Source organism: Maridesulfovibrio spiralis (SeqCode) (assembly GCF_048571135.1).
Classification (GTDB): Bacteria; Desulfobacterota; Desulfovibrionia; order Desulfovibrionales; family Desulfovibrionaceae; genus Maridesulfovibrio; species Maridesulfovibrio spiralis.
Genome location: NZ_CP182344.1, coordinates 2,419,799 through 2,441,163, shown reverse-complemented (window position 1 = coordinate 2,441,163; position 21,365 = coordinate 2,419,799). Strand labels below are relative to the sequence as shown.

The 21,365-nt window shown below is 48.9% G+C and carries 24 protein-coding genes; 11 read left to right on the top strand and 13 right to left on the bottom strand.

The genetic code is table 11. From position 1 onward, the window contains the following. Window position 1 precedes the first annotated feature (1 nt). Window positions 2–766 carry a glycosyltransferase family 2 protein gene (locus tag ACNI29_RS10985; RefSeq protein ID WP_419778421.1) on the bottom strand — a complete coding sequence of 255 codons (765 nt, stop codon included), beginning with the start codon at window positions 764–766 and terminating at the stop codon, window positions 2–4. 199 nt (window positions 767–965) lie between these two features. On the opposite strand from ACNI29_RS10985, the gene ACNI29_RS10980 reads away from it, so the two are divergent. Both ACNI29_RS10980 and ACNI29_RS10975 read left to right on the top strand, forming a co-directional pair. Beyond that, a complete protein-coding gene (locus tag ACNI29_RS10980; protein WP_419778420.1) occupies window positions 966–1,424 on the top strand; it encodes a hypothetical protein in 459 nt (152 codons plus the stop codon). Window positions 1,425–1,436: 12 nt separating this feature from the next. Next, window positions 1,437–2,213 carry a dimethylarginine dimethylaminohydrolase family protein gene (locus ACNI29_RS10975; RefSeq protein ID WP_419778419.1) on the top strand — a complete coding sequence of 259 codons (777 nt, stop codon included), beginning with the start codon at window positions 1,437–1,439 and terminating at the stop codon, window positions 2,211–2,213. Window positions 2,214–2,256: 43 nt separating this feature from the next. Here ACNI29_RS10975 and ACNI29_RS10970 read toward each other — a convergent pair whose 3' ends face one another. Next, window positions 2,257–2,781: a shikimate kinase gene (locus ACNI29_RS10970; protein ID WP_419778418.1), complete on the bottom strand. Its 525-nt coding sequence runs from the start codon at window positions 2,779–2,781 to the stop codon at window positions 2,257–2,259. Window positions 2,782–2,854: 73 nt separating this feature from the next. Beyond that, on the bottom strand, window positions 2,855–3,535 hold the full coding sequence (locus ACNI29_RS10965) for a methyltransferase domain-containing protein (protein WP_419778417.1): 681 nt from the start codon (window positions 3,533–3,535) through the stop codon (window positions 2,855–2,857). Between the two features lie 140 nt (window positions 3,536–3,675). Here ACNI29_RS10965 and cbiQ point away from each other — a divergent pair, with 140 nt between their 5' ends. The 4 genes from cbiQ (at window position 3,676) to ACNI29_RS10945 (ending at window position 6,114) form a co-directional block, all read left to right on the top strand. After that, window positions 3,676–4,449 (top strand): cobalt ECF transporter T component CbiQ, encoded by a 774-nt coding sequence (gene cbiQ / locus ACNI29_RS10960; protein ID WP_419778416.1) that lies wholly within the window; start codon window positions 3,676–3,678, stop codon window positions 4,447–4,449. Beyond that, window positions 4,446–5,144 carry an energy-coupling factor ABC transporter ATP-binding protein gene (locus ACNI29_RS10955; RefSeq protein WP_419778415.1) on the top strand — a complete coding sequence of 233 codons (699 nt, stop codon included), beginning with the start codon at window positions 4,446–4,448 and terminating at the stop codon, window positions 5,142–5,144. Before cbiQ ends, ACNI29_RS10955 begins: the two co-directional genes overlap by 4 nt. A gap of 24 nt (window positions 5,145–5,168) precedes the next feature. Further along, on the top strand, window positions 5,169–5,567 hold the full coding sequence (locus ACNI29_RS10950) for a 3D domain-containing protein (RefSeq protein ID WP_419778414.1): 399 nt from the start codon (window positions 5,169–5,171) through the stop codon (window positions 5,565–5,567). A gap of 211 nt (window positions 5,568–5,778) precedes the next feature. Continuing rightward, a complete protein-coding gene (locus ACNI29_RS10945; RefSeq protein WP_419778413.1) occupies window positions 5,779–6,114 on the top strand; it encodes a restriction endonuclease in 336 nt (111 codons plus the stop codon). 240 nt (window positions 6,115–6,354) lie between these two features. Here the strand turns inward: ACNI29_RS10945 and ACNI29_RS10940 are convergent, their stop codons facing one another. Genes ACNI29_RS10940 through ACNI29_RS10930 form a run of 3 tightly spaced genes read right to left on the bottom strand, consistent with a single transcriptional unit; the run spans window position 6,355 to window position 9,602 of the window. After that, the gene (locus ACNI29_RS10940; protein WP_419778412.1) at window positions 6,355–8,505 is read right to left on the bottom strand and encodes a Tex family protein; all 2,151 of its coding nucleotides are present in this window, start codon (window positions 8,503–8,505) and stop codon (window positions 6,355–6,357) included. A 5-nt stretch (window positions 8,506–8,510) separates the two neighbouring features. After that, complete coding sequence (locus ACNI29_RS10935; RefSeq protein ID WP_419778411.1) at window positions 8,511–8,996, bottom strand: MamS/MamX family magnetosome protein; 486 nt, start codon at window positions 8,994–8,996, stop codon at window positions 8,511–8,513. 27 nt (window positions 8,997–9,023) lie between these two features. Further along, window positions 9,024–9,602 carry a hypothetical protein gene (locus tag ACNI29_RS10930; protein WP_419778410.1) on the bottom strand — a complete coding sequence of 193 codons (579 nt, stop codon included), beginning with the start codon at window positions 9,600–9,602 and terminating at the stop codon, window positions 9,024–9,026. 131 nt (window positions 9,603–9,733) lie between these two features. Here ACNI29_RS10930 and ACNI29_RS10925 point away from each other — a divergent pair, with 131 nt between their 5' ends. Then, entirely contained in the window at window positions 9,734–10,279 is a 546-nt protein-coding gene (locus ACNI29_RS10925; protein ID WP_419778409.1) for a tetratricopeptide repeat protein, read from the top strand. 165 nt (window positions 10,280–10,444) lie between these two features. Here ACNI29_RS10925 and ACNI29_RS10920 read toward each other — a convergent pair whose 3' ends face one another. Further along, window positions 10,445–11,875: an aminotransferase-like domain-containing protein gene (locus ACNI29_RS10920; protein WP_419778408.1), complete on the bottom strand. Its 1,431-nt coding sequence runs from the start codon at window positions 11,873–11,875 to the stop codon at window positions 10,445–10,447. Window positions 11,876–12,008: 133 nt separating this feature from the next. Here ACNI29_RS10920 and ACNI29_RS10915 point away from each other — a divergent pair, with 133 nt between their 5' ends. The 3 genes from ACNI29_RS10915 to ACNI29_RS10905 are packed head-to-tail and all read left to right on the top strand — an operon-like array spanning window position 12,009 to window position 13,621. Beyond that, window positions 12,009–12,719: an AzlC family ABC transporter permease gene (locus ACNI29_RS10915; protein WP_419778407.1), complete on the top strand. Its 711-nt coding sequence runs from the start codon at window positions 12,009–12,011 to the stop codon at window positions 12,717–12,719. Beyond that, the gene (locus ACNI29_RS10910) at window positions 12,719–13,042 is read left to right on the top strand and encodes an AzlD domain-containing protein (RefSeq protein WP_419778406.1); all 324 of its coding nucleotides are present in this window, start codon (window positions 12,719–12,721) and stop codon (window positions 13,040–13,042) included. The genes ACNI29_RS10915 and ACNI29_RS10910 overlap by 1 nt, the downstream gene beginning before the upstream one ends. Before the next feature lie 24 nt (window positions 13,043–13,066). After that, window positions 13,067–13,621, top strand: coding sequence for an HDIG domain-containing metalloprotein (locus tag ACNI29_RS10905; RefSeq protein WP_419778405.1), 555 nt, complete (start codon window positions 13,067–13,069; stop codon window positions 13,619–13,621). 100 nt (window positions 13,622–13,721) lie between these two features. On the opposite strand, the gene ACNI29_RS10900 is transcribed toward ACNI29_RS10905, so the two are convergent. The 6 genes from ACNI29_RS10900 to ACNI29_RS10875 form a co-directional block, all read right to left on the bottom strand. Continuing rightward, window positions 13,722–14,531, bottom strand: a complete 810-nt coding sequence (locus ACNI29_RS10900) for a sugar phosphate isomerase/epimerase family protein (RefSeq protein ID WP_419778404.1) — start codon at window positions 14,529–14,531, stop codon at window positions 13,722–13,724. 29 nt (window positions 14,532–14,560) lie between these two features. Next, the gene (locus ACNI29_RS10895) at window positions 14,561–16,297 is read right to left on the bottom strand and encodes a M99 family carboxypeptidase catalytic domain-containing protein (protein ID WP_419778403.1); all 1,737 of its coding nucleotides are present in this window, start codon (window positions 16,295–16,297) and stop codon (window positions 14,561–14,563) included. Continuing rightward, window positions 16,263–16,967, bottom strand: a complete 705-nt coding sequence (locus ACNI29_RS10890) for a hypothetical protein (RefSeq protein ID WP_419778402.1) — start codon at window positions 16,965–16,967, stop codon at window positions 16,263–16,265. Before ACNI29_RS10890 ends, ACNI29_RS10895 begins: the two co-directional genes overlap by 35 nt. Continuing rightward, window positions 16,967–18,235 carry a L,D-transpeptidase family protein gene (locus tag ACNI29_RS10885; RefSeq protein WP_419778401.1) on the bottom strand — a complete coding sequence of 423 codons (1,269 nt, stop codon included), beginning with the start codon at window positions 18,233–18,235 and terminating at the stop codon, window positions 16,967–16,969. Before ACNI29_RS10885 ends, ACNI29_RS10890 begins: the two co-directional genes overlap by 1 nt. Window positions 18,236–18,528: 293 nt before the next feature. Then, a complete protein-coding gene (purB, locus tag ACNI29_RS10880) occupies window positions 18,529–19,821 on the bottom strand; it encodes an adenylosuccinate lyase (protein ID WP_419778400.1) in 1,293 nt (430 codons plus the stop codon). A gap of 168 nt (window positions 19,822–19,989) precedes the next feature. Then, window positions 19,990–20,277, bottom strand: coding sequence for an FmdB family zinc ribbon protein (locus tag ACNI29_RS10875; RefSeq protein WP_419778399.1), 288 nt, complete (start codon window positions 20,275–20,277; stop codon window positions 19,990–19,992). Window positions 20,278–20,833: 556 nt separating this feature from the next. Between ACNI29_RS10875 and ACNI29_RS10870 the strand changes: the two genes are divergently transcribed. Further along, entirely contained in the window at window positions 20,834–21,352 is a 519-nt protein-coding gene (locus tag ACNI29_RS10870; protein ID WP_419778398.1) for a hypothetical protein, read from the top strand. Window positions 21,353–21,365: the final 13 nt, after the last annotated feature.

The following is a 21,365-nucleotide window of genomic DNA, read 5'->3' as shown; positions in this document are numbered from 1 at the left end:
GCTATTCCGCCTGTCCCCTTTTGGGAACACCTTTCAGGAAATCACTTTTCAACCAGCCCAGCCTATGCCCCAGCGTTTCACAGGAACAACGCAATACCCCCAGCCCGTAGCGCACCGAACGGGCAAAACTGATGGAAGAGGAATCATCCATGTAGCGTGTCGGACAGGTCACTTCCCCGATGTCGTAACCGGAATAAATGATCTGGCAGAGCATCTGGTTATCAAAGATAAAATCGTCGCTGTTCTCTTCAAATGGAATATTTTCCAGAAGATCGCGGGAGAAAGCACGGTAACCGGTGTGGTATTCCGAGAGGTGGTAACCGACCAGCAGATTCTGGAACCATGTCAGCGCACGGTTGGAAACATACTTATAGAGCGGCATTCCGCCCTTGCGAGCACCTGTACCGAGAATTCTCGAGCCGAGCATGCAATCAAAGACCCCGTTGGCAATGGGCGAAACCATAGCGGAGATAATAAGGGGAGTGTACTGGTAATCAGGATGGACCATGACCACCACGTCAGCACCCATATCAAGGGCGGTCCGGTAGCAAGTCTTCTGGTTTCCGCCATAACCGGTATTGCAGGTGTGGACCACTGTCTTGATGCCGAGGATTTTGGCCTGCGAGACAGTATCATCCCGGCTGCAATCATCAACCAGCAGAATTTCATCCACTACATCAGCCGGCAGTTCGTCCAGAGTTTTTTTCAAAGTGGATGCCGCATTATAAGCAGGCATAACCATGACAACTTTTTTACCATTTACCATTACTAGATTTTCTCCTGAAATTAACTGCCCAAATATATTCTTATGTCTTTGAAGTCTTCTTTTGTAGATACGAAGCAGGCTTACCACCAAACCTGTGAGCGAATCAAGTTAAGTAAAGTACAGCTGTTGCCTGTGCTGCCTCTTTTTAGTAATCAAGCAGCAACTTTTCTATAAAACTTAGCAGACAGGGAATTTAAAAATGCAGGAAACCGAAATAAGAGAATATATCTATAAAATCATCATGGATAAATGCACTGCGGACAAAGAAGCCCGTCAGGATGCCCTTGGCGAATTCATCGCCATGACTATGCCCAATATCGACGAAGGCGCGGTCCGCAACATCAAATCCATGATCCCGCCTATCACCGACCTCTACGATAAATGGGCAAACATGTTCGTTGAACGCCTGCTTGAAACCGTACCCCGCAACCAGATTGAAGAGCTTTGCAGCGGCACTGCTGACAACGATTCCGCACTGGTGCTGGTTTACATAATGTTCATGGAATCCGAACGCATGGAAAAACAGGTCGCCGATGACATCGCCGCTTTCGCCCCCACTCAGGACGACGAAGCCGGAAACATCGCCAGTGCATACATCCGTTCCAAGCTGACCCTTATCGCCGAAGAACAGAAAAAGAAAGACGCCCCCATCCAGTAAGGAGAGTTGGAAATGTTCAGCAATATCATCGTCAGAACCCCGGCTGAAAATCTCGGACAAGGGCTGACTGAGGCAGGACTCGGCTGCCCGGACATTCCCCTGACCCTTGCACAGCACAAGGGCTACATAAAGTATTTCGAACAGGCCGGAATCAAAGTCACCGTCCTCCCTGCGGTAGAAGAATATCCCGATTCCGTTTTCGTGGAAGATACCGCTGTGATGATCCCGCACGAAAACGGTACGGCAGCTTTCCTGACCTGTCCCGGTGCTGAATCAAGACGCGGAGAAGTCGACCATATTCAGACCGCCATTGCAGCCCGGACGGATGAAATTATCCGCATGGAAGGTAACGGCCTCATGGAAGGCGGAGACGTCTTGCTCATGGGCAAGACCTTTTATGTCGGCATTGACACCCGAACCAATGCAAAAGGCTGCGGGCAGTTCACTAAAGCTGCTGCTAAATTCGGGTACAAAACCGTGCCCGTGCCGTTTACCAACGGCATACCGCATCTCAAGACGGAACTTTCCGCGCTGGACGATGAAACTCTGATCATGAGCGCACGCTTTGCAGAACGCGAAGAATTCAGCGGCTTCAAAAAACTGATCGTACCGGAAGGTGAAGAATACTCAGCCAACTGCCTCTATCTGGGCGACAGACTGCTCGCACCGGAAGGATTTCCCAAGACAGCAGAACTGCTTGATAAAAACGGCTTCAAGCCAGATTTCATCAACATGTCGGAATTCCGCAAAATGGACGGCGGACTGACCTGCCTTTCTTTGAGATGGTAATAAAAAAGCGGGGATGCTGATCTTGATCAGCATCCCCGTTTTACTAAATTGCAATCTTTTCCAACACATCCTGCAAAATTTCTTCTTCACTTTGATCCGAACGCACAATGTGATGCGCGGCTTCCATAAAACTCGGTTCAAAACGGTTCAGCATCAGCGAAATCTGTTCGCGGGCATCATCGGAACCGTCCGAAGCCGCCAGCAGAGTCATAAAATCACACATGATAAAAAGGACCTTTCCATTGTCCTTCAACAGCTTACGGATCTTTTCGGACTTGGCAGCCCCGCGCGGAAGGCTGACGATCTGATTATCGCCCCCGGCGAGCTTCTCCAACACCGGGTTACCATCACTGCGGCTGACAACCACATACTCCCGGCCAAGTTTTTCAGCCACTTTTGCAGCTACGGACTTGCGCAGATCGTCATTAAGACAAAGAATAAAAACATTACCCGAATCACGGCCGCCTATGATCATATCTTTAGCCATACCGTGAACGTAGACGCTTCTCTTTTCCTGATCATCCACAACATACTCAATATCCGTCATCTCGACATATTCTTTAGCCATCATAAATCCTTGTCTTTATTGATATCCTAAAATCTGAACAGAAAAATTAATCACTCCACCCCGGAGGGCAAGACTACTTGCGTTTAAAAAACACCGTACGCTTGTACTGCTCATCATCGGGATGCGGCTTGGAAACGTAGGTCATTTCCCAGTCTTCAGCAAAAAGATCCACCGCAAAATCAAGCAGGCTGAACAGACCGTCTTTGATTTCAGCCTGCGGATACATTTTTATGAATTCTTCCGGCTCAAGTCCCAGATGTTTCTTCACGTAATATTCAGGACGGAAGGTGAGCAGCATTTCGGATTCAGAACGTTTTTCAAGCCCAAGGAGAATTGCCGCCATATGCCCTTTGGCAATATTCATCTTGCCGAGGATATCAATGAGCATGCCAAGGTCAAAAGTCCGTTCTGGCTCCTCATAGGCAAAATTGCAGACCCTGAAATCAACCTTGTCCATTGAATACAGCCCGGCAAGCTTCAACGCACCGGCGACAACCTTGGGTTCGAGATCATAACCGACAACTTCCCGCGCGCCACGCTCACGTGCGTAAAAAGAAAAATGTCCCATGTTGCAGCCCAGATCACAAACGCTCTTACCCGTAAAATCGAGATCTTTAAATTCAGGATCAATTCCGTCGATATCATCACCCACACCATCAGCGAGCTGCGTCTGCTCAAAATCATAGAGAGGACGCCAGATCAGCTCTTCACCTACTTCGGCAACAATTTTTTTCAATTCAGCGTTTTTGCTCATGCATACCTTCCGGAAAATCGTTAGTATTCAAAGTTCAAGACAGGGATATAGCCGCATTACGCTGCCAGCTCAAGGGTTGTTTCAGATTGCATGGAATCAGGATGCGTGCTACTCCAATAAGCCGAAATCAGGAGATTCTTTTGCAGCAGATCAGCGAACCATTTGCCCTCGGCAACTCAATTATCCACTCCATGCATCCCGGATTCAGGCTCGCCTGCGCTTTTCTTTTTTCCATTGCCGGAGCACTGCTGACAAACCTTACTGCAGCCGGAAGCGTTCTTGCCGCCGGAATCCTCTTTTCCATAGCTGCCCGCTTAAATTTCAAACACCTGCTCAAACGGCTGCTTATCGTTAACTTCTTCATCCTTTTCCTGTGGATTTTTCTGCCCTTTTCAAAGCCCGGAACACCTGTATTCAATGTCGGCCCATTCAACGCTACACTAGAAGGGATCACCTACACCGCGATCATCACCCTGAAATCAAACGGGATACTTCTGGCTATCACCGCATTGGTCGCAACCATGCCTGTGCAAACCCTTGGCTCTGCCATGCAAAGTCTGAAAATACCGGACAAACTCTGCCGTCTATTGCTTTTCAGCTGGCGCTATGTACATGTAATGATGACTGAATACACCCGTATGCGTCGGGCCGCCGCCATGCGTGCATTCAAACCACGCACAAATTTACACACTTACCGCACCTACTCTTGGCTCCTCGGTATGCTGCTGGTACGCAGTATGGACCGTGCACACCGGGTCTGGCAGGCCATGCTCTGCCGCGGATTCAACGGCACATTCCACACCCTGAGCAGCTACAAAACCGGTAAACGGGATCTGACCCTGCTGGCAGTCACTGCCGCTTGTGTTACAGTCTTTATCTCCCTTGAATTCAATATTATCGAGGTTTCCCTGTGAGTTCGCCCATATTTTCACTGCATGATGTAAGCTTTTCATATCCCGGAAATGATGTGCTCAAAAACGTGGATTTCGAACTGCGGAAAGACCAGAAGATCGGCCTCACCGGATACAACGGCTCGGGTAAGACAACCCTGCTGCATATCATTATGGGACTACTGAAGCCGCAAAGTGGACAGGTCCGCTACATGAATAAGGACCTGAAAACGGACGAAGATTTTATGGAGCTGCGCAAAGGCGTAGGACTACTCTTTCAGCAGGCCGACGATCAGCTGTTCTGCCCCACGGTGTTGGAAGATGTTGCTTTCGGACCGCTAAATCTGGGCAAGTCTCCGGAAGAAGCCCGCAAAACAGCCGAATACACCCTCTGCACCCTTGGCCTTTCCGGCTATGAAGACCGGGTATCCTACCGCCTTTCCGGTGGCGAAAAGAAACTGGTTTCCCTCGCCACGGTTTTGGCTATGGAGCCGCAGGCTCTGGTACTCGATGAACCGACCAATGATCTCGACCCAACCATGCGCGAAAGATTGATCGAAATCCTCAATTCACTTGATATCGCCATGCTGGTAGTTTCCCACGATCTTGATTTTCTGGTACAGATTACTGACATGGAGTATTCCTGCAGCAAAGGAAAAATCCTCCGCGGTGCTTCAAATTTCAAAGACAATCACGACTACGGGCAATGTGAACTTTAACCGGAACCCGAAAAGGAATGTATCATGACTAAATTTCGTAATCTCATCTTAATTTTAGCCGCTATTTTCATGCTTTCAAGCTGTCTTGGAGAAAATAATACAGTAACCATGAAAGTTGCATCCACAGCCTACACATCGCACGTAGCCCAAACATCCGCACATCCCTTTCTGGGAGCATGGGGTGATGAGCTCAAGCCGGGGATGAAATGCATAGCTGTTTCAAGGGACCTTATTCCCAAGGGCCTGACCCACAATACCAAGGTCAAAATAGAAGGACTGTCGGGCGAGTACATCGTCAAAGATAAAATGAACAAACGCTGGACTGATAAAATCGATATCTACATGGGCCTCGACACCAAAGCGGCCAAAGAATGGGGCAAACGAGAAGTGACAATTACTTTCGAAAAACAAGAAAAAAAATAAGTTTCCCCCACTCAAAGCAGGCTTAAAAGGCGTATCCCGGCAACAGGATACGCCTTCTTTTTTCATACATTAAAGTAACTTAAAAAAATATTTACCACCTGCCCCGATCCACTCTTTATTTTTGCGTCCGATTTACGTAAAGATGAGCTTTCGCGGCCACGGATGAAGATGTTATCCATAAAATTTACCGCCGCATTAAACGGAGAACAAATTGAGCGAACGGAAAAGAAATCCTCACCAGTCCATACGGGCCTACTGCCTATGGTGCATGGGCGGCAGCCCGCAACTTGTCAGGGAATGTGAGGACAATGATTGCTCTCTTTATGAATTGCGCGGTCCGAAAACCGAGGAATCACAAAGAACCTGCATCCGCGCTATTCGCAGACACTGCCTCGCCTGTACCGTAGGCGATCGTCAGGCGATTCGCGATTGTAAAGAAAAAGAATGCGTGCTGCGCCGGTTCCGCTTCGGTGTGCACCCCAAAACCATGCAGAAACGCCGCAAAAGACAAATTGAAAAAAGCCATTTGATGCTGCCCGGCCTTTAAGCCTTCGGGGAGCCTCCCGGCGGGCGCTTTCAGCGGGACCAAAGAAACTTTTTGTAAAAAGTTTCTCTGGACTCTTCAAAAACTTTTATTATGGCTTCGCCGTTTCGCATTAAAGTTTGTGTAAAAAATAAGCCCACAATATCTCACGAGATATTGTGGGCTTTACTTATGGTTCAATTTGAAAAATTTATCTGCGAAGCATAATTAAAACGTCTTTTGGGAAAAGAGGATGGGGAGGCATCACAAATCCGAAGGACGCATGCTCAGGGATATTCTTTTACGCTGGGTATCAACTTCAAGCACTTTGACTTTCAGGGGTTGTCCGGGATGCACGACTGTTGCAGGATCACGCACGAAATCATCGGCCATGCGGCTGATATGAACCAGTCCATCCTGATGCACTCCGATATCCACAAAAGCCCCAAAAGCGGTCACGTTGGTCACGATTCCGTTCAGGATCATGCCTTCACGCAGATCGGAAACTTCTTTCACGGAATCATCAAATTCTACGGCTTCGAACTTCTTACGAGGATCGCGGCCCGGCTTCTCAAGTTCCTTTATGATATCTTTAAGGGTCGGCAATCCGAGATCATCAGAGACATAATCTTCAAGTTTTATCTGAGAGCGTAACTCAGAAGACTTGATCAGATCCGCCACATCCGCACCGAGGTCTTTGGCGATTCCGGCAACTGCTTTGTAGCGTTCCGGGTGAACAGCCGTACCGTCCAGAGGATTCTTGGCTCCGCGAATACGCAAGAAGCCTGCACACTGCTCGAAAGCCTTGGGACCGAGCCGGGGAACCTTGAGTAATTCCCGGCGGGAACTGAACGGCCCGTTTTCATCACGAAATTTAATCACATTGGCAGCCAGCACAGGACCTAAGCCGGAAACTGACTGCAACAATCTCGCGCTGGCAGTATTCAACTCCACCCCGACCATGTTCACGCAGGATTCGACCACGCGCCCAAGGCTATCGGCCAGCCCTTTCTGGTCCACATCGTGCTGATACTGACCGACACCGATGGATTTGGGATCAATCTTGACCAGCTCCGCTAAGGGGTCCATGAGCCTGCGCCCGATGGAAACTGCACCGCGCACGGTGATGTCATAATCCGGGAACTCTTCACGGGCAATTTCAGAGGCGGAATAAACCGAGGCTCCCGACTCATTGACCATGATCACCTGAATAGATGAATCAAGAGCCAACTCTTTCACAAACTGCTCAGTCTCACGTCCGGCAGTACCGTTACCGATAGCCACCGCTTCAATGGAATATTTATCCACCAGAGCGCTGACAATGCGTGCGGCCTCCTTCTTCTTGCCTTCGGAAGTTACCGGATAAATGGTCTCGTTGTGCAAGAGCGTTCCCTGCGCATCAAGGCAGACCAGCTTGGCTCCGGTACGAAAACCAGGATCAAGGGCCAGCACCCGCTTACCGCCCAGTGGCGGAGCAAGCAGGATTTCACGCAGATTGGAAGCAAAAATATTGATTGCCTCGGCATCAGCCTTTTCAAGCAGCACACCACGTAATTCTGTTTCCATCTGCGGAGCCAACAAACGCTTGTAGCTGTCAGCGGCAGCCTGCTCAACCTGCTTGGAGGCGGCAGAATTGGAACGGACCAGCTTGCGGTACAGGATTTCCAGTGCTTCTGCTTCTTCCGGGCGGATGGAAACCTTTAAAAATTTGTCACGCTCACCACGAAACAAAGCGAGGATACGGTGTCCGGCCGCTTTTTTGGCCGGCTCGCGCCAATCAAACCAATCCCGGAACTTGGAAGCCTTGTCCTTGTTCTCGTCTGTCTGTGCTGCCTTGGTCGGCTTGGATTCAATCAGGGCCTTGCGCTCGAAAAGAGAACGCACCGCCTCACGGGTGACTGTATTCTCGGCAATCTTCTCTGCGATAATATCTCGCGCCCCGGCCAGCGCATCGTCCACAGACTCCACGCCTTTTCCAGCAGAAACAAATGCTTCAGCTTCTTTTACCGGATCACATTTTTGGGCAAAAATCTTATAGGCCAGCGGTTCCAACCCCTTCTGTATTGCAGCCTGTCCCTTGGTTTTACGCTTGGGCTTATAGGGCAGATACAGATCTTCAAGCTGGCGCATGGTCTCGGCAGCATCAATTTTTTTGCGCAGAGTATCATCAAGCTTGCCCTGCTCTTCAATGGACTTGAGCACGGTTTCGCGCCGCTTATCCAGCTCCTTCAACTTATCAAAAAGGTCACTGACCGCAGCAACCGCCACCTCATCAAGGCTTCCGGTGGCTTCTTTGCGGTAGCGGGAAATAAAAGGGATAGTCGCTCCTTCATCAAGAAGACCGACCACGGCTTTTACATTCTTAGAAGGAATACTTAGTTCAGATGAAATACGAGTAATATTTTTAGAATGCATAAAAACTACGAACCGGATTCTTCTTTTTTCAATTCTTCGGGAGACAGGGACCAGAAGGGAGTTCCGTCTTTGGTCAGGCGGAACTTGTACTTACGTTCTTCCCCTGCCTTGAGTTTGGCGGCCATGTATTCATATTCGCCATCCAGCTCAACCAGCACACCGTAAACCTTAACCCTTGCGCCGGGACGCAGGTCTTTGATGCGCGGCTCAACAAAATCTTTGGGGCCAAGATGAACAAGAACTTCTTCACCGTCTTCCTTATCTTTTACCAACACAGCAATCCCCTCGGTCATGCCGTCCATGGGAGTGATGTCCTTGATTTTAAGGAGCGTGCCTTTGAATACATCACGGTCGGTATTGTCATAAAGAGAGTCGTATTCTCCGCCTTTTTCCCATCCTTTCACATTCATATCACCGGCAAAAGCGATAGAAATGGAAAAAACCATAAGACAAAGTAAAGCCGCAGAAATTTGAAAAAAATTCTTGATCACTACAAAACTCCTTTTAAATCGAAGAACTTAACGGTTAAGCCATTTATTAAAGGCACGCAGGGTCACCTGCTTGATGTCAGGTCCGGCTTTTTTCCCAAGAAAGTCGGTCCGAACAAACTCGACTACAACTTCCCCGCTCTTCACGTCCACCAAGAAAAGACGGATAGAGTCAGGCAGGGAAATATCACTGGGATCATTAAAACCGACTGCGTTATCTGCAGAAATATCATAAAGCAACGCCAGATCGGCATCGACCCCGGAAAGCGCAGACTGTACTTCCGACACTACAGGATAATATTTTCCATACTTGCGGCGTTCCCACAAGCTGGATTTCTGAATATTTTCCAGAATCGCAACGTCACCGCCGTTAACAGCGTAAGTGGACCAGTTCAGCGTAAAAGCTCCGGATTCCTTGCAGGCGTTGCGCAGAGATTGGGTCATGCGCCAGCGGTACTTGTAATCAAAATCCATACTAAAAGTCCGCCACGGAAGCAAAGCCACCTTGTAAACCTTCCCTCCGGTATCAAATGGAGTACGGTAAGGATCAGTCATTGCACAGGAAAAGCAGACAAAACAAAGCACCAGAAGCAACAGTATTTTTTTCATGACAACCTCATTATTGGTAATAATATACCAGTTTATAACGAGCAGGCCTGCATGTCCATAGAGTCGAAATATGCTTGGCGTTCGGGCTGTTTGCCGTTACACTCCGGCAGTTTTTCAATGTGGAGGAAAATATGTCCGGCAAAAAAAAGGCCCAGAAACTTTCCAGAAGAGGTTTTCTCTTCGGCGGATTCAGAAAAAAAGAAGACCGTGAGCAGGCCCAGAGTGCTGCAAAACCTATTGCAGCCAAGGAAGTCAATCTCGATACCCTCGCCGAGGCCAATGTTGCCTACGAAAACGGGCGGTTCGAAGAAGCGGCCTCAAAATACAAAGAGTTCATCAAAACCGAACCGCAGAACGCCGATGCCCGCAAAAGACACGGCCACTGCCTCTACAAGGCCGGTAAATATATTCAGGCAAAAGTTGAATTTGAACGCGCAATCCGCATCTTGGGCAAAGACAACTTCTCCTATCTGTACTTGGGACTTCTGCTTTGCCGAGCCGGGGCAGGTAAAAAAGCCATTCCGGTCTGGAAACTGTATTTCGACCCTGAAAACATCACCCTGCAACGGGAAATCAACCTACAGATCGCCCTCATCGAATCCGATCCAGAGGCTTCTTTCGAAGATGCCGCCAACATGGTTGAGCAGGTCATCGAAGAAACTGCGATGCAGGCTTAAAAAAGCAATATTTTACAAGCTTTCACTAGACTTAATCTGCTACAAATTTTGAAGCTATACGGCGAAGCCCTAGTAAAAGTTTTTGGGAGAGTCCAGAGAACCCTTTTGCAAAAGGGTTCTTTGGACCCCGGAGGGACTAGCGGTAGCGCCCGCCGGGAGACAAATTTACTCAGCCGCAAGTTCGCCGAGTCTGCGGACTCCGGCCTGAATTTCGGCACTCCAGAGCGATCCGCTGGAGAGCCGGATATAGTTTGAAAATATATCCTGCGGAGAGAACACCGTTCCGGGCACAATCCCGATTCCCTCTTCACGGGCCTTAAAGAAAAGATCTACTCCGTCCTTTTCTTCGGGCAGCTCTACCCAGAGCACGGACCCGCCCTTGGGATTAGTAACCTTTGTTCCTTCGGGAAATGATAGACCTATCTCGGTACGCATCTTCTGCATCTGGTCCTTCATGGCGGCACGAAGCTTTTTAAGATGGCGGTCATACAGGGTTTCGCGCAGGTAGCGGGCAATGGCCATCTGAGTGGCAGCCACACAGGAAACATTGGTTGTGGCCTTGATTTCAAGGGCCTTTTCCAGATAACGCCCGGGTGCAAGCCAGCCTACCCGGTAACCGGGGGCTATGGTCTTGGAAAAAGACGAACAGAGCAGCACCCCGCCCTCACGGTCATAAGATTTGAATGTGCGTGGCCGGGATTCGCCGAAATAAATTTCCCCGTACACATCGTCCTCCACCAGAGGAATTTTGCGCTCCGCCAGAATTTTAACAATTTCTTTTTTACGGGCATCCGACGTGAGTCCGCCGTCAGGGTTGTTGAAATTAGGCGAAAAAATACAAGCCTTGATGTCAAAGGTGCGGGTGATGTCGTCCACCCTGTCCGGGTTGATCCCTTTTGTCGGGCAGGAGGGAATTTCAATGGCCCGCAATCCCAGGTTTTCCACCAATTGCAGAAAGCAATAATAGGAAGGAGACTGGATAAGCACCAGATCTCCGGGCCGGGTCAGGGTTCGCAGGGAAATATAAAGAGCTTCCATTGCCCCGGTAGTGATAATCAGCTCATCCGCCGTGGCATTTGATCCGCAATCCACTGAACGGAAAGCAATCTGCCGGCGCAGGTCAAGGTTGCCGGGAATCATCTCGTACCCTGCGGTATCAAGCGGATTTTCCCGAATGACACTATTCATTATCTTGGCCAGTTGCCGGGTCGGCAGCAGGTCATTACTGGGACAGACCACTCCCAGCGGCAGCAATTCCTTGTTGCCGACAGTCTCAAGTGCAGTGCGGATAAGTTTGTTCTTGGTCGCCAGATGTGGCTCAAGCTTCTGGGTGGTCTTAATCTGCGGAGTGGGGATGGTGCGAAACTCGCTGCGCACATAATAGCCCGAACGGGGCCGTGATTCGATAAGTCCCCGCTTTTCAAGCTCTTCATAGGCATGGGAAACAGTTGAAATGGAAACCTTGAGCGTTTTGCTCATCTGGCGCAGGGAAGGAAGCTTGTCACCGGGCACGAGATCACCGGCTTCAATATGCTTTGAAAGCTCCTGTTCTACTTTTTTATATCTGTACTGATTCTCTGAACTGTCCAGATTCATAATTTTCCCCCTGCACTGCAAAACTGTTATGGTCCATTTTTCCAAAATCTGTATCTGTACTGATGTCAGATTTTGTGTAGACTGGCAAGAAGATCGAAATGGCACATTGAACTTTTTACCGGGAGAGGTAAGCATGGAATCCGTTATGAATTCCTCAAAGATAAAACGAAGCAGCGTACTGGTTTCAGCATTCAAGCAGGCACTGCCCATTGTTCTGGGCTATCTGCCTGTGGGTTTTGCCTACGGCGTTCTGGCCCGCAAATCCGGGATTTCCATAGACAACACAGTACTTATGTCCCTGATAGTTTTTGCCGGATCAGCACAGTTTATTGCAGTTGGGCTTATTGCCTCCGGCGCATCCGCCCTATCTGTCATCATCACTACCTTTATCGTCAACCTGCGCCATATGCTCATGTCCGCCGCTCTTTCGCCCTATCTTAAGAAATGGACCAAGCTGGAGCTGGCCGGCTTTACTTTCCAGCTGACCGATGAAAGCTTTGCGGTGCATTCCACCCGCTTTGCCAATGGCGATACACACAAGGGTGAAAGCTTCCTGATCAACTCCATTGCACAGGTGGCATGGGTCGGCGGAACTGTACTGGGTATCTTTTCCAGCACGCTCATCAATGACATAAAGCCCATGGGTCTTGATTACGCGCTTCCGGCCATGTTCATCGCCCTGCTCATTTTTCAGATTAAAGATAAAAGCCACGTAATCGTGGGGCTCATCACCGGGCTGCTCTCAACTGCACTGGCTCTTGGTGGCGCAGGACAGTGGAACGTAATCTTCGCCACTCTGATCGGGGCCACACTCGGTGCAGCAGTAAAATGGGGGAATAAATAATGGACCAGCAAACAATACTCCTCACCCTTTTCGGCATGATGGCCGTGACCTACATCCCGCGCATGCTCCCGGCCATGGCCCTGAGTTCCCGCGACCTGCCCCCGCTGGTGGTCAAATGGCTGTCCTACGTCCCCACTGCGGTGCTCTCCGCCCTGCTGGCCCCGTCACTGCTCGCGCCCGAAGGAGTTGTAGATCTCAGCTTCGGCAACCTTTACTTCTGGGTAGCAGTGCCTACATTTGCGGTAGCCATGTTCACCCGCAACTTTTTCGGTACAGTGGCTGTCGGCATGGGACTGGTGGCAGCAGCCAGATATTTTTTGTAATTTCAGCAACAAAAGGATGCCAAAATGATTTCACGCGATGAAGCTCTTGAACTTCTCAAATCGAATGTAACTGAAGAAAACCTGATCCAGCACTCCCTAGAATCCGAGGCGGTACTCGGTGCGCTGGCTGAAAAACTTGGACAGGATGTTGAACTCTGGTCCATGACCGGACTGCTGCACGATCTCGACTACAGCCAGACTGCGGACACACCGGAAAAGCATGGCCTGATTGCCGCTGAAATGCTCGAAGGGAAACTGCCGGACGAAGCGATTCAGGCCATCCGAGCCCACAACGGCGACATGACCGGAGTTGCACCGCAAACGGATTTTGATTTCGCCCTGCGCTGTGGTGAGACCGTGACCGGCCTGATCCACGCCAACGCACTCATGCGTCCCGAAAAAATGAACGGCATGAAGCCCAAAAGCCTCAAGAAAAAGATGAAGGCCAAAGCTTTCGCTGCCAGCGTGGACCGTGAGATCATTAAAGAATGTGACAAGGTAGGCCTTGAACTTGGTGATTTTTTCGCCCTGTCTATCGAAGCCGTAACCAAAGTAGCACCTGAAGTAGGTTTGGGATAAGAGTAACTGGAAATAAATTTTGTTCCCTGCTGGAACAATCACCAAAAAAAGCGGGCCGACATTATCCAGAAATGTCGGCCCGCTTTGTATCTGTTACAATCTAAAACAGCCTGGTTGCCACGTGCTCCTTAAAATAAGCATAGGTCATAATGAAATCTTCCCTGTTATGCGGCTCAAGGGTGAAGGTCGGCAACGGGTCAAGCTCCTGAGTACGCGAGATTATATAATCCCAATCCATGCTGCCCTGCCCGAGCGCGAGATGCTCATCCTTGCTGCCGTGATTGTCATGCAGATGCATGTGCCTGATATGCGGAGCAAAAGCATCAAACCAGACATCAAAATCGCCGTGCTCATATCCTTTGGAAAAAGAGAACCAATGGCCAAGATCGAAACAGATACCGATATTGTCCCGGTCCAGATCCCTGACCAGCCGCACAATAGCATCCGGGGTAAATTCGTAAGTATTCTCGAGGCACAGCGGAGGATGATCCGGCCATGAATTGCTAAGGCGACGAATCCCCTCAACGCAATTGGTGTAGGCACGCTCAAAGAGAGGCGGCTCCAGCCATGAAGTAAATGAAGGATGCAATACCATTCTCTTTGGGGAAAAAATCTTGGCCAATTCGAAAGAGGTATGCAGGGTATCTATGGAAGCGTTGCGGATCGCAGGATTCAAACTGGATGGCTTGAGATCCAGAAAAGGAAGGTGCACTGTACAGCCAAGCTCGGCCTCGGCAAGACGATCCCGGATATCCAGTAACCAGTCCATGCTCAAACACTCATCACCGAGGCAATCCAGACCCAATTCGGGCTGGATGGAATTCTCAATAAAGAAATCAAGATACTCTGGAGTATTATAAATATATCGTAACGGCAGATTGACGTAACAGGTTTCGAATTCAGGCTTCATTTCAGGTCTCCCTTCCGGGCCGAACCTTTCTACTGGTCAAGCCTGGTCTGTAAATAATCCGTGCCTTTGAAAACCATTTGTCCCACCGGGACAAAGGTAGTGGTGTGACGCATGGTCAGCACTGTTTCCTTTCCGGAACGAACGGAAAAGGTTTCACCCCAAGAAATAGGAATATTATCAACAAAAGCCTGTATTTTGCAACGGTCTCCGTTACTCCATACATCTTTAAGGGAGTATGAATCAGGCCGCATAAGCTTATGTTGCCCATTTGCCCAGTTAACAAAATCAGGATCGCCATCCTCACCCTGCAGCTCAAGAGCCTTTATTGTGCGGGGTGCAATGGACAAATAGAACTCAGACCTTTTCTTGCCGGGAGTTTCGCGCACAACCCGGTAGCGGGAAATTCCGTCCGGCCCTTCAAGCATGTATTTTGCCATAAAATTAGCAGGATCGGCGATGATCTCATGCCCGACATCCTGCCCACTATTGAGCATAATAGAAGCCACAAAACCCTTGAGGTTCAAGATCTCCTCCCGACTGCTGCCAAGGATACCTTCAAGAATTATCTGATCACCTTCTACGGCCTCCAGAGTGCCTCCGGCACTGATAAAACGGGGCTGTCCGTTGAGCCAGCAGAGAAAAACAGGACCGTTAACTTCCGGCAGGTCCGGCTTGCTGCCTTTCCAGCGAACTCTGGCCTTGGCTTGCCTGCTGCCATCAATACGCACTTCCAGTGCCGGAAACTGTGACAGGGCCATGCGCGGAGCGGTAAGCAGATTGAGATTAGGCCGGTCACTGGCAAAAACCGCTACCGCCGGTTCAAGCCCGGAGTCCGCAACAGCTTTACCGGAAGTGGAAACCGGAGCACCGCGCACAAGTTCAATGCTCTTGCCCCGCAGAGGCTTGCCATTGATCAGGATTTCAAAACCCTTACCGCTCGGCGATTTGGGAAATGTAAATTCAGGAACGTCCAGCTCAATGCCGAATTCACGCAGCAGGTAAACTGTCGCCCGCAACTGCTGATGCACTTTCCAGCCGAGATCTTTGATATCTTTACTTACTTCAACAGCCATAGCCGGAATGCCGCGCTCATGCAGAGCGTAACAAGTCAAAGACTTCAACATCTCCGGGTACTGCGTGGCTTTGGCGAAGGTGTCGGTATTAAAGAGAGAAAACCAGTATGATTTGTTGCTTATCTGCGCATTCAACTTAGAAATAGCGCGAGCGCTCATCTCAGCCAGCTTAATGTCTTTATAGACTGCTGCATCAATGATGAGCGACTGCCCGTAACGCTTGGGATTACGCAGGCTGTTCACGTATTTGGGGCTGTAGAATCCGCTGCCCTCGTGAAGGTGGATAAAACCTTCGGCACCGGAAATGAGAAAACGAATCGCGCGCGCAAGGCGGTCTTCGTAAAAACTATTGTATTCCTTGTCGAAACGGCGGTTCAAATCGACATTAATCTGCCGGGTACGCCTGAGAATTGAAGGTTCATTGGCCCGGGGGACAATTATAAGGCTGCCTTTGCGAACTTTACAGCGGGTCAGCAGCTGGGCGGTGAAGAAACCGGAAAGCTCGTCTCCCTGAATACCGCCCTGAACCATGATTACAGGTCCCGGTTCATCACCGAAAACCCAGGTCACCCGCAAAGGATACTGCGTACCTTCAAAAAAGGTGTAGTTCTTTACCTGCTGTGCTGCTGCCGGAACAGCAAGACAGAAAATAAAAACACTAATTAAGAACGCGCGACAAAGGATATACTTCACTGAAAATCAACTCACCCTTATTTGTAGTGATCATCAACCTGATTCCGTAAATGTCATCAAGTTCAGCACCAGAAGGAAGCCCAAACCGGGTTCTGACCACTTTGAACCTCTGGATATGAAAAGACATATCGTTCCGGTTGGCTTTGATTTCAACGCTTTGGCCATTATTTTCAATCAACTGGACTTTAGCCAGTCCGCCAAGGGCAGTAGAAGTCTGTAAGTTATTCAGATCGAAACTCAAGGCAAGACTACTGCCTGACTTACGAAGCTTTACATTCTCAACACCAGCCCGCATCAGATTCTTATAAAAGAGGAGTTTTTTTAAATCGATGACATGCGCAGACTCCACCCTTTTCTCTTCCATGGGTACAGCTGCAAGCAGAGACTGCAACTCGTTAGGATCATAGGAGTCGAGAATCTTGTTTACATTCTCCAGACGCTCAAGCTGAACAGAGGCATCATTCAGGGTCTTCTGCAGTTCTATTTTTTCCTGCTTCAACTGGCCGTTTTCCGTCCAGAACGTATAACCTGCCCAGGAACCGACTCCGGCGCAAACCGCCAGCAAAATAACAATCCAGACAAGAATATTCAGCCAGAAAGGGCTGAGACGGTAACGCTTGACGGTATCATCGTCGCGCATGAAAAGCACATTGTACTTGGTGTTGCCCATTAGAGCTTTCTCCATTGTTCATCGACAATCAGCCAGCCGTCCTGATTCGGACGGAGAACCAGTTTTTTCCACCCCTTATCACTATACCCGGAAGAATCCGAATATTCCTGCTTAAACACAGCTTCCAACCCCTTTGGATGCTCACGCAAAGAAACTTTTCCAAAACCGACAGAAGAAGGACTGCGCTCTTTCCAGATGGTAATCTTATTCTTCTTAATGAAATCAGCTCCTTTCCTGCGTCCTTGCCGCGCACGGGGATCATAATGGGAAATATATTTATCCGGGTCGGCAGAAAGCCAGCTCTGCTTCCATTCATCAAGGAATTTTTGGACTCCGCCCTGTTTTGTAGCAAGATATTTCTTTTTCAGCGAACGGATAGACGGCCCGTATTCACGGCCTACGATCTTCCATTGTCCATCAACTTTCTGCCAGTAAAGACGTTTTGAGGATGAAGAGGAAAGCCTGCCGGACCGATAGTACTGGTCAAACCATGTAACCCAATAATCAGGACCACGCAGGGCGCGCAGGTTATAAATTTCAATATCAATCCATCCGGCACGGGAAAATATTCTTTTTTTCCTATTCTCAAAGGCTTTGAAAGAACGATTCTCAGACTTGGCAAACAGGTCTGGCGCATAAGCCTCAAAAAAACCAAGATCCCGCGCTTCCCAGTCTGACACCCATTTATAAACCAGTTCTTCAAGCTCACGCGAATCAGCGGACTGGGTTTCTCCGACATTATCCCAGCTGACCTTCTGCCCGATAATGACAGGAGCGCCCGGCCTGATGGTTTCGTCAAGGTAATTCATGTCATCATTAACCAGTGCCACGCATCCCTTGGTATCCATGGGCACGAGCTTCTTGCCGCGGCCATGAATCCAGATGCCGTAACCGGTCTTACCTTTGATGCGGTCCACAGGATTCGGAAAGTCGAGTGGGAAAGCCATTTTTCCATAAAGCTCAAAATCTTTTAGCCCGGTTCTTTTGCCTGTAGTGAAATAAACGCCTTCAGGTGTTTTCAGATCGCCTTCGATTTTTTTATCCCCGGCGGCCTGTCCGGTTGCGCAGGTAAAACTGGCTTCAGCGTGTAAGGGGCTTTTATGGATCAGCAGGTGAAGTTTCTGTGATTCCTTATCCACGGCAAGAATATAATCGGGAACCAGCGGGGTCGGCTCTATTACAGGCTCCCATCCCTGCGCATGCACAGTGGATGTAAAACAAGTAAGCAGAACACATACTGCAGTAAAAAATCTAAAAACATCTATCATATGAGCCCGATACCCCATCACCTGCAAAGGCAAAAGACTGAATTAAAAACATTAACAGAATTAAAACAAAACAATCTAAACGCAAAACCTGATTCATCAATCAAATCAAGCTAATTGCATTACATAAAAAAATGTTATTTCAATCAGCTTCCATACAACACTTTTCGAATATTAAAAAGAGCCTTTTTAAGGTCCTGATATTATGACAAATGATTCACAAAGAAGAAACCCCGGTGCTGCACTGAAAGCAACACCGGGGTTATAACCAATTATTAACAGCCGAACTGAAGCTGCTAGCCAAATACTCTTTCAAAAATCATCTCTTCATAGCGTGTGTAGTAGCCCATATCAAAGGCTTCATCCAGAACACCGCTATCAAGGTGAGAGTTAATGGTTTCATCCTTGCGGACTTCATCCGGGAAGGAAACCTTGTTCTCCCAACAGCGCATGGCCACTTTCTGAACCATCTCGTATGCCTTCTGGCGTTCAAGACCGGTCTCGAGCAAAGCAATGAGTACACGCTGAGAGTAAAAAAGACCATAAGAGGCCATGAGGTTGCGATCCATGTTGTCGCCGTTGATTTTCAGTCTTTTGATTACTCCGGTCATGCGGCCGAGAATGTAATCGGCAAGAATGGTGGAATCAGGCATGATAACCCTTTCCACAGAGGAGTGACTGATGTCACGTTCATGCCAGAGAGGCATGTTTTCCATGGCTACGAGTCCATTGGTACGCAGCAGACGGGAAAGACCGCAGAGGTTTTCAGCGGAAATGGGGTTCTTTTTGTGAGGCATGGCAGAGGAACCCTTCTGGCCCTTACTGAAACCTTCTTCAACTTCCAGAACCTCGGTGCGCTGCAAGTGACGGAGTTCAACACCGAGACGTTCGATACCACCGCCGAGCAGGCCGAGTGCGGTAAAGAAATCTGCGTGGCGGTCGCGCTGAACGATCTGGGTAGAGATGGGGTCCACTTCAAGGCCGAGCAGTTCACAGGTGATGCGCTCAACTTCAGGATCAAGCATGGCGTAAGTTCCGACCGCACCGGAAATCTTACCGACGCTGACGCTCTTCAATGCATCGGCGATACGCTCGCGATGACGGGAGAATTCGGCGTAAAATCCGGCCATCTTCAGGCCGAAGCTGGTAGGCTCCGCATGAATGCCGTGGGTACGGCCCATACACATGCGGCCTTTGTTGGCGTTAGCCATGTCTTTGAGCGCAACCAGAAATTCATCAAGATCGTCCAGAATCATCTTACCCGCACGACTGAGCATAACACCGTTAGCGGTATCCACAATGTCGGAAGATGTGCAGCCGAGATGGATGAAGCGGGAGGAAGGACCTACTTTCTCTTCTACTGCGGTCAGGAAAGCGATGACGTCGTGCTTGGTTTTTTCCTCGATTTCAAGGATACGATCCAGCTCGAAATCAGCTTTTTCACGGATAATTTCCATGTCTTCTGCGGGAATCCGGCCAAGTTTGTGCCATGCTTCGCAGACAGCTACTTCAACTTCAAGCCAAACTCTGAAACGGTTTTCCAGAGTCCACAGTTCACCCATTGCGGGACGGGTATATCTTTCAATCATTTTACCAATTCCGGTTAATTGTTGAGAATACGGGAATATGTTCGAAAACGCTCTGGCCTACCATATTATAAACGGCAGGCCGGGACAAGACGCAGGATTTTTTTTTAAAAGGACAGCACAAAAAAACAGACGGCCCGGAATAAACCGGGCCGTCTGGCCTCTGATCAGCTAGCTTGATGCGCTGTCGGAACTCTTTGCGGAAGAGTCCGAGGAAGTGGATGCACTGGTACCGCTTCCTGCCGGACTGGAGTTACCGGTTTTCCCGGCAGCCGAGTCGGTTTTACAGTACCCGGAAGAATACCAGCCTCCGCCCTTCAAAACAAAAGAGGAATGGGAAAGGACCTTGGTAGCTACACCACCGCAGACCGGACACTCCAGCTCTTTATCTTTAAAGCTTGTCTGCCACTCTTCAAATATCTGCTGACATTCATGACATTGGTATTCATAAATCGGCATAATACCCTCCAATAAAAAAAGGTACGCCATACCTCATATATTGAAGTTGGCGGACCTATCCCTGCCATGAGGGGAGCTGAGCCGGATCAGCCCCGCATTCGCCATCAAAAGCCAAAGCGGGAACTGAAACAGATCAGTAAAATAACTTAGCTGGCTGCTGCAGCCTTTGCTTCTGCGATACGAGCTTTAATTCTTTTAGCTCTACGATGACGTTTACGCTGAAGTTCTTTCTTTCTTTCGATCTTTTTGTGCCTACCCATTTGGAGGACCTCCTGAATATTTTTTTCGTACTTGCTGCACGATTGAATGCTGCAAAGAAAGTGTCAGTACCCTAAAAGACGGACAATTGTAAAGAACTTAAGCTAACACAATTAGCAATCATTTTCCCGGACAATCGCAAAATATTTTTTTCACAAACTAAACCACTAGGATATAGAACAAAAATTTTAGCAGTTAATTTTGGCACTTGACTACAAGCCCTATCATGAACATATAAAACATTCCCTGCCGGAATGGAGTACAAACTTCCCGGCAAAAAGCCTGTGAGGAGAAAACCATGAAAAAAGCAAAACCGAATAAAGCGTTTAACAGAGCTGTCGAAGATATAACTGAAGTATTCATGTTCGACCATTGGGCGAGATTCTACTTCATCTTTGAAGAAGGCAAAAAGCTGATGGTCAAAGTCCCTGAAGAAGTCTGTACCCAGATTGAAAAAGACTACCCCGGCCTGAAAGGACTGGTTGACCTGATGAACGATGAAGAAATCGACCAGCAGAAATCCATGAACACTGTCTGTTCGTTCATCGGCGCACGTTTTGACGGCACCAAATACAGCGACAAAATCGTACCTAAAGTTTTCGACTCCAAAGACTTCAAAATGGAGATGTATCTCTTCAACCTCTGGATCAAAGGGCACGAGTCCTATCTTGAGTCAGAAGTTATGACTTTCAATGACTGGAAAGACCTCTACGCAGGATGGCGAGAGCAGGACGAAGTGAAGAACTACGTCGAAAGACTGGGTAACGCACAAGGCGGTTCCCATATCCAGCCCCCGACCTGTTCCACTGTCCAGTAATTCAATTACAGCA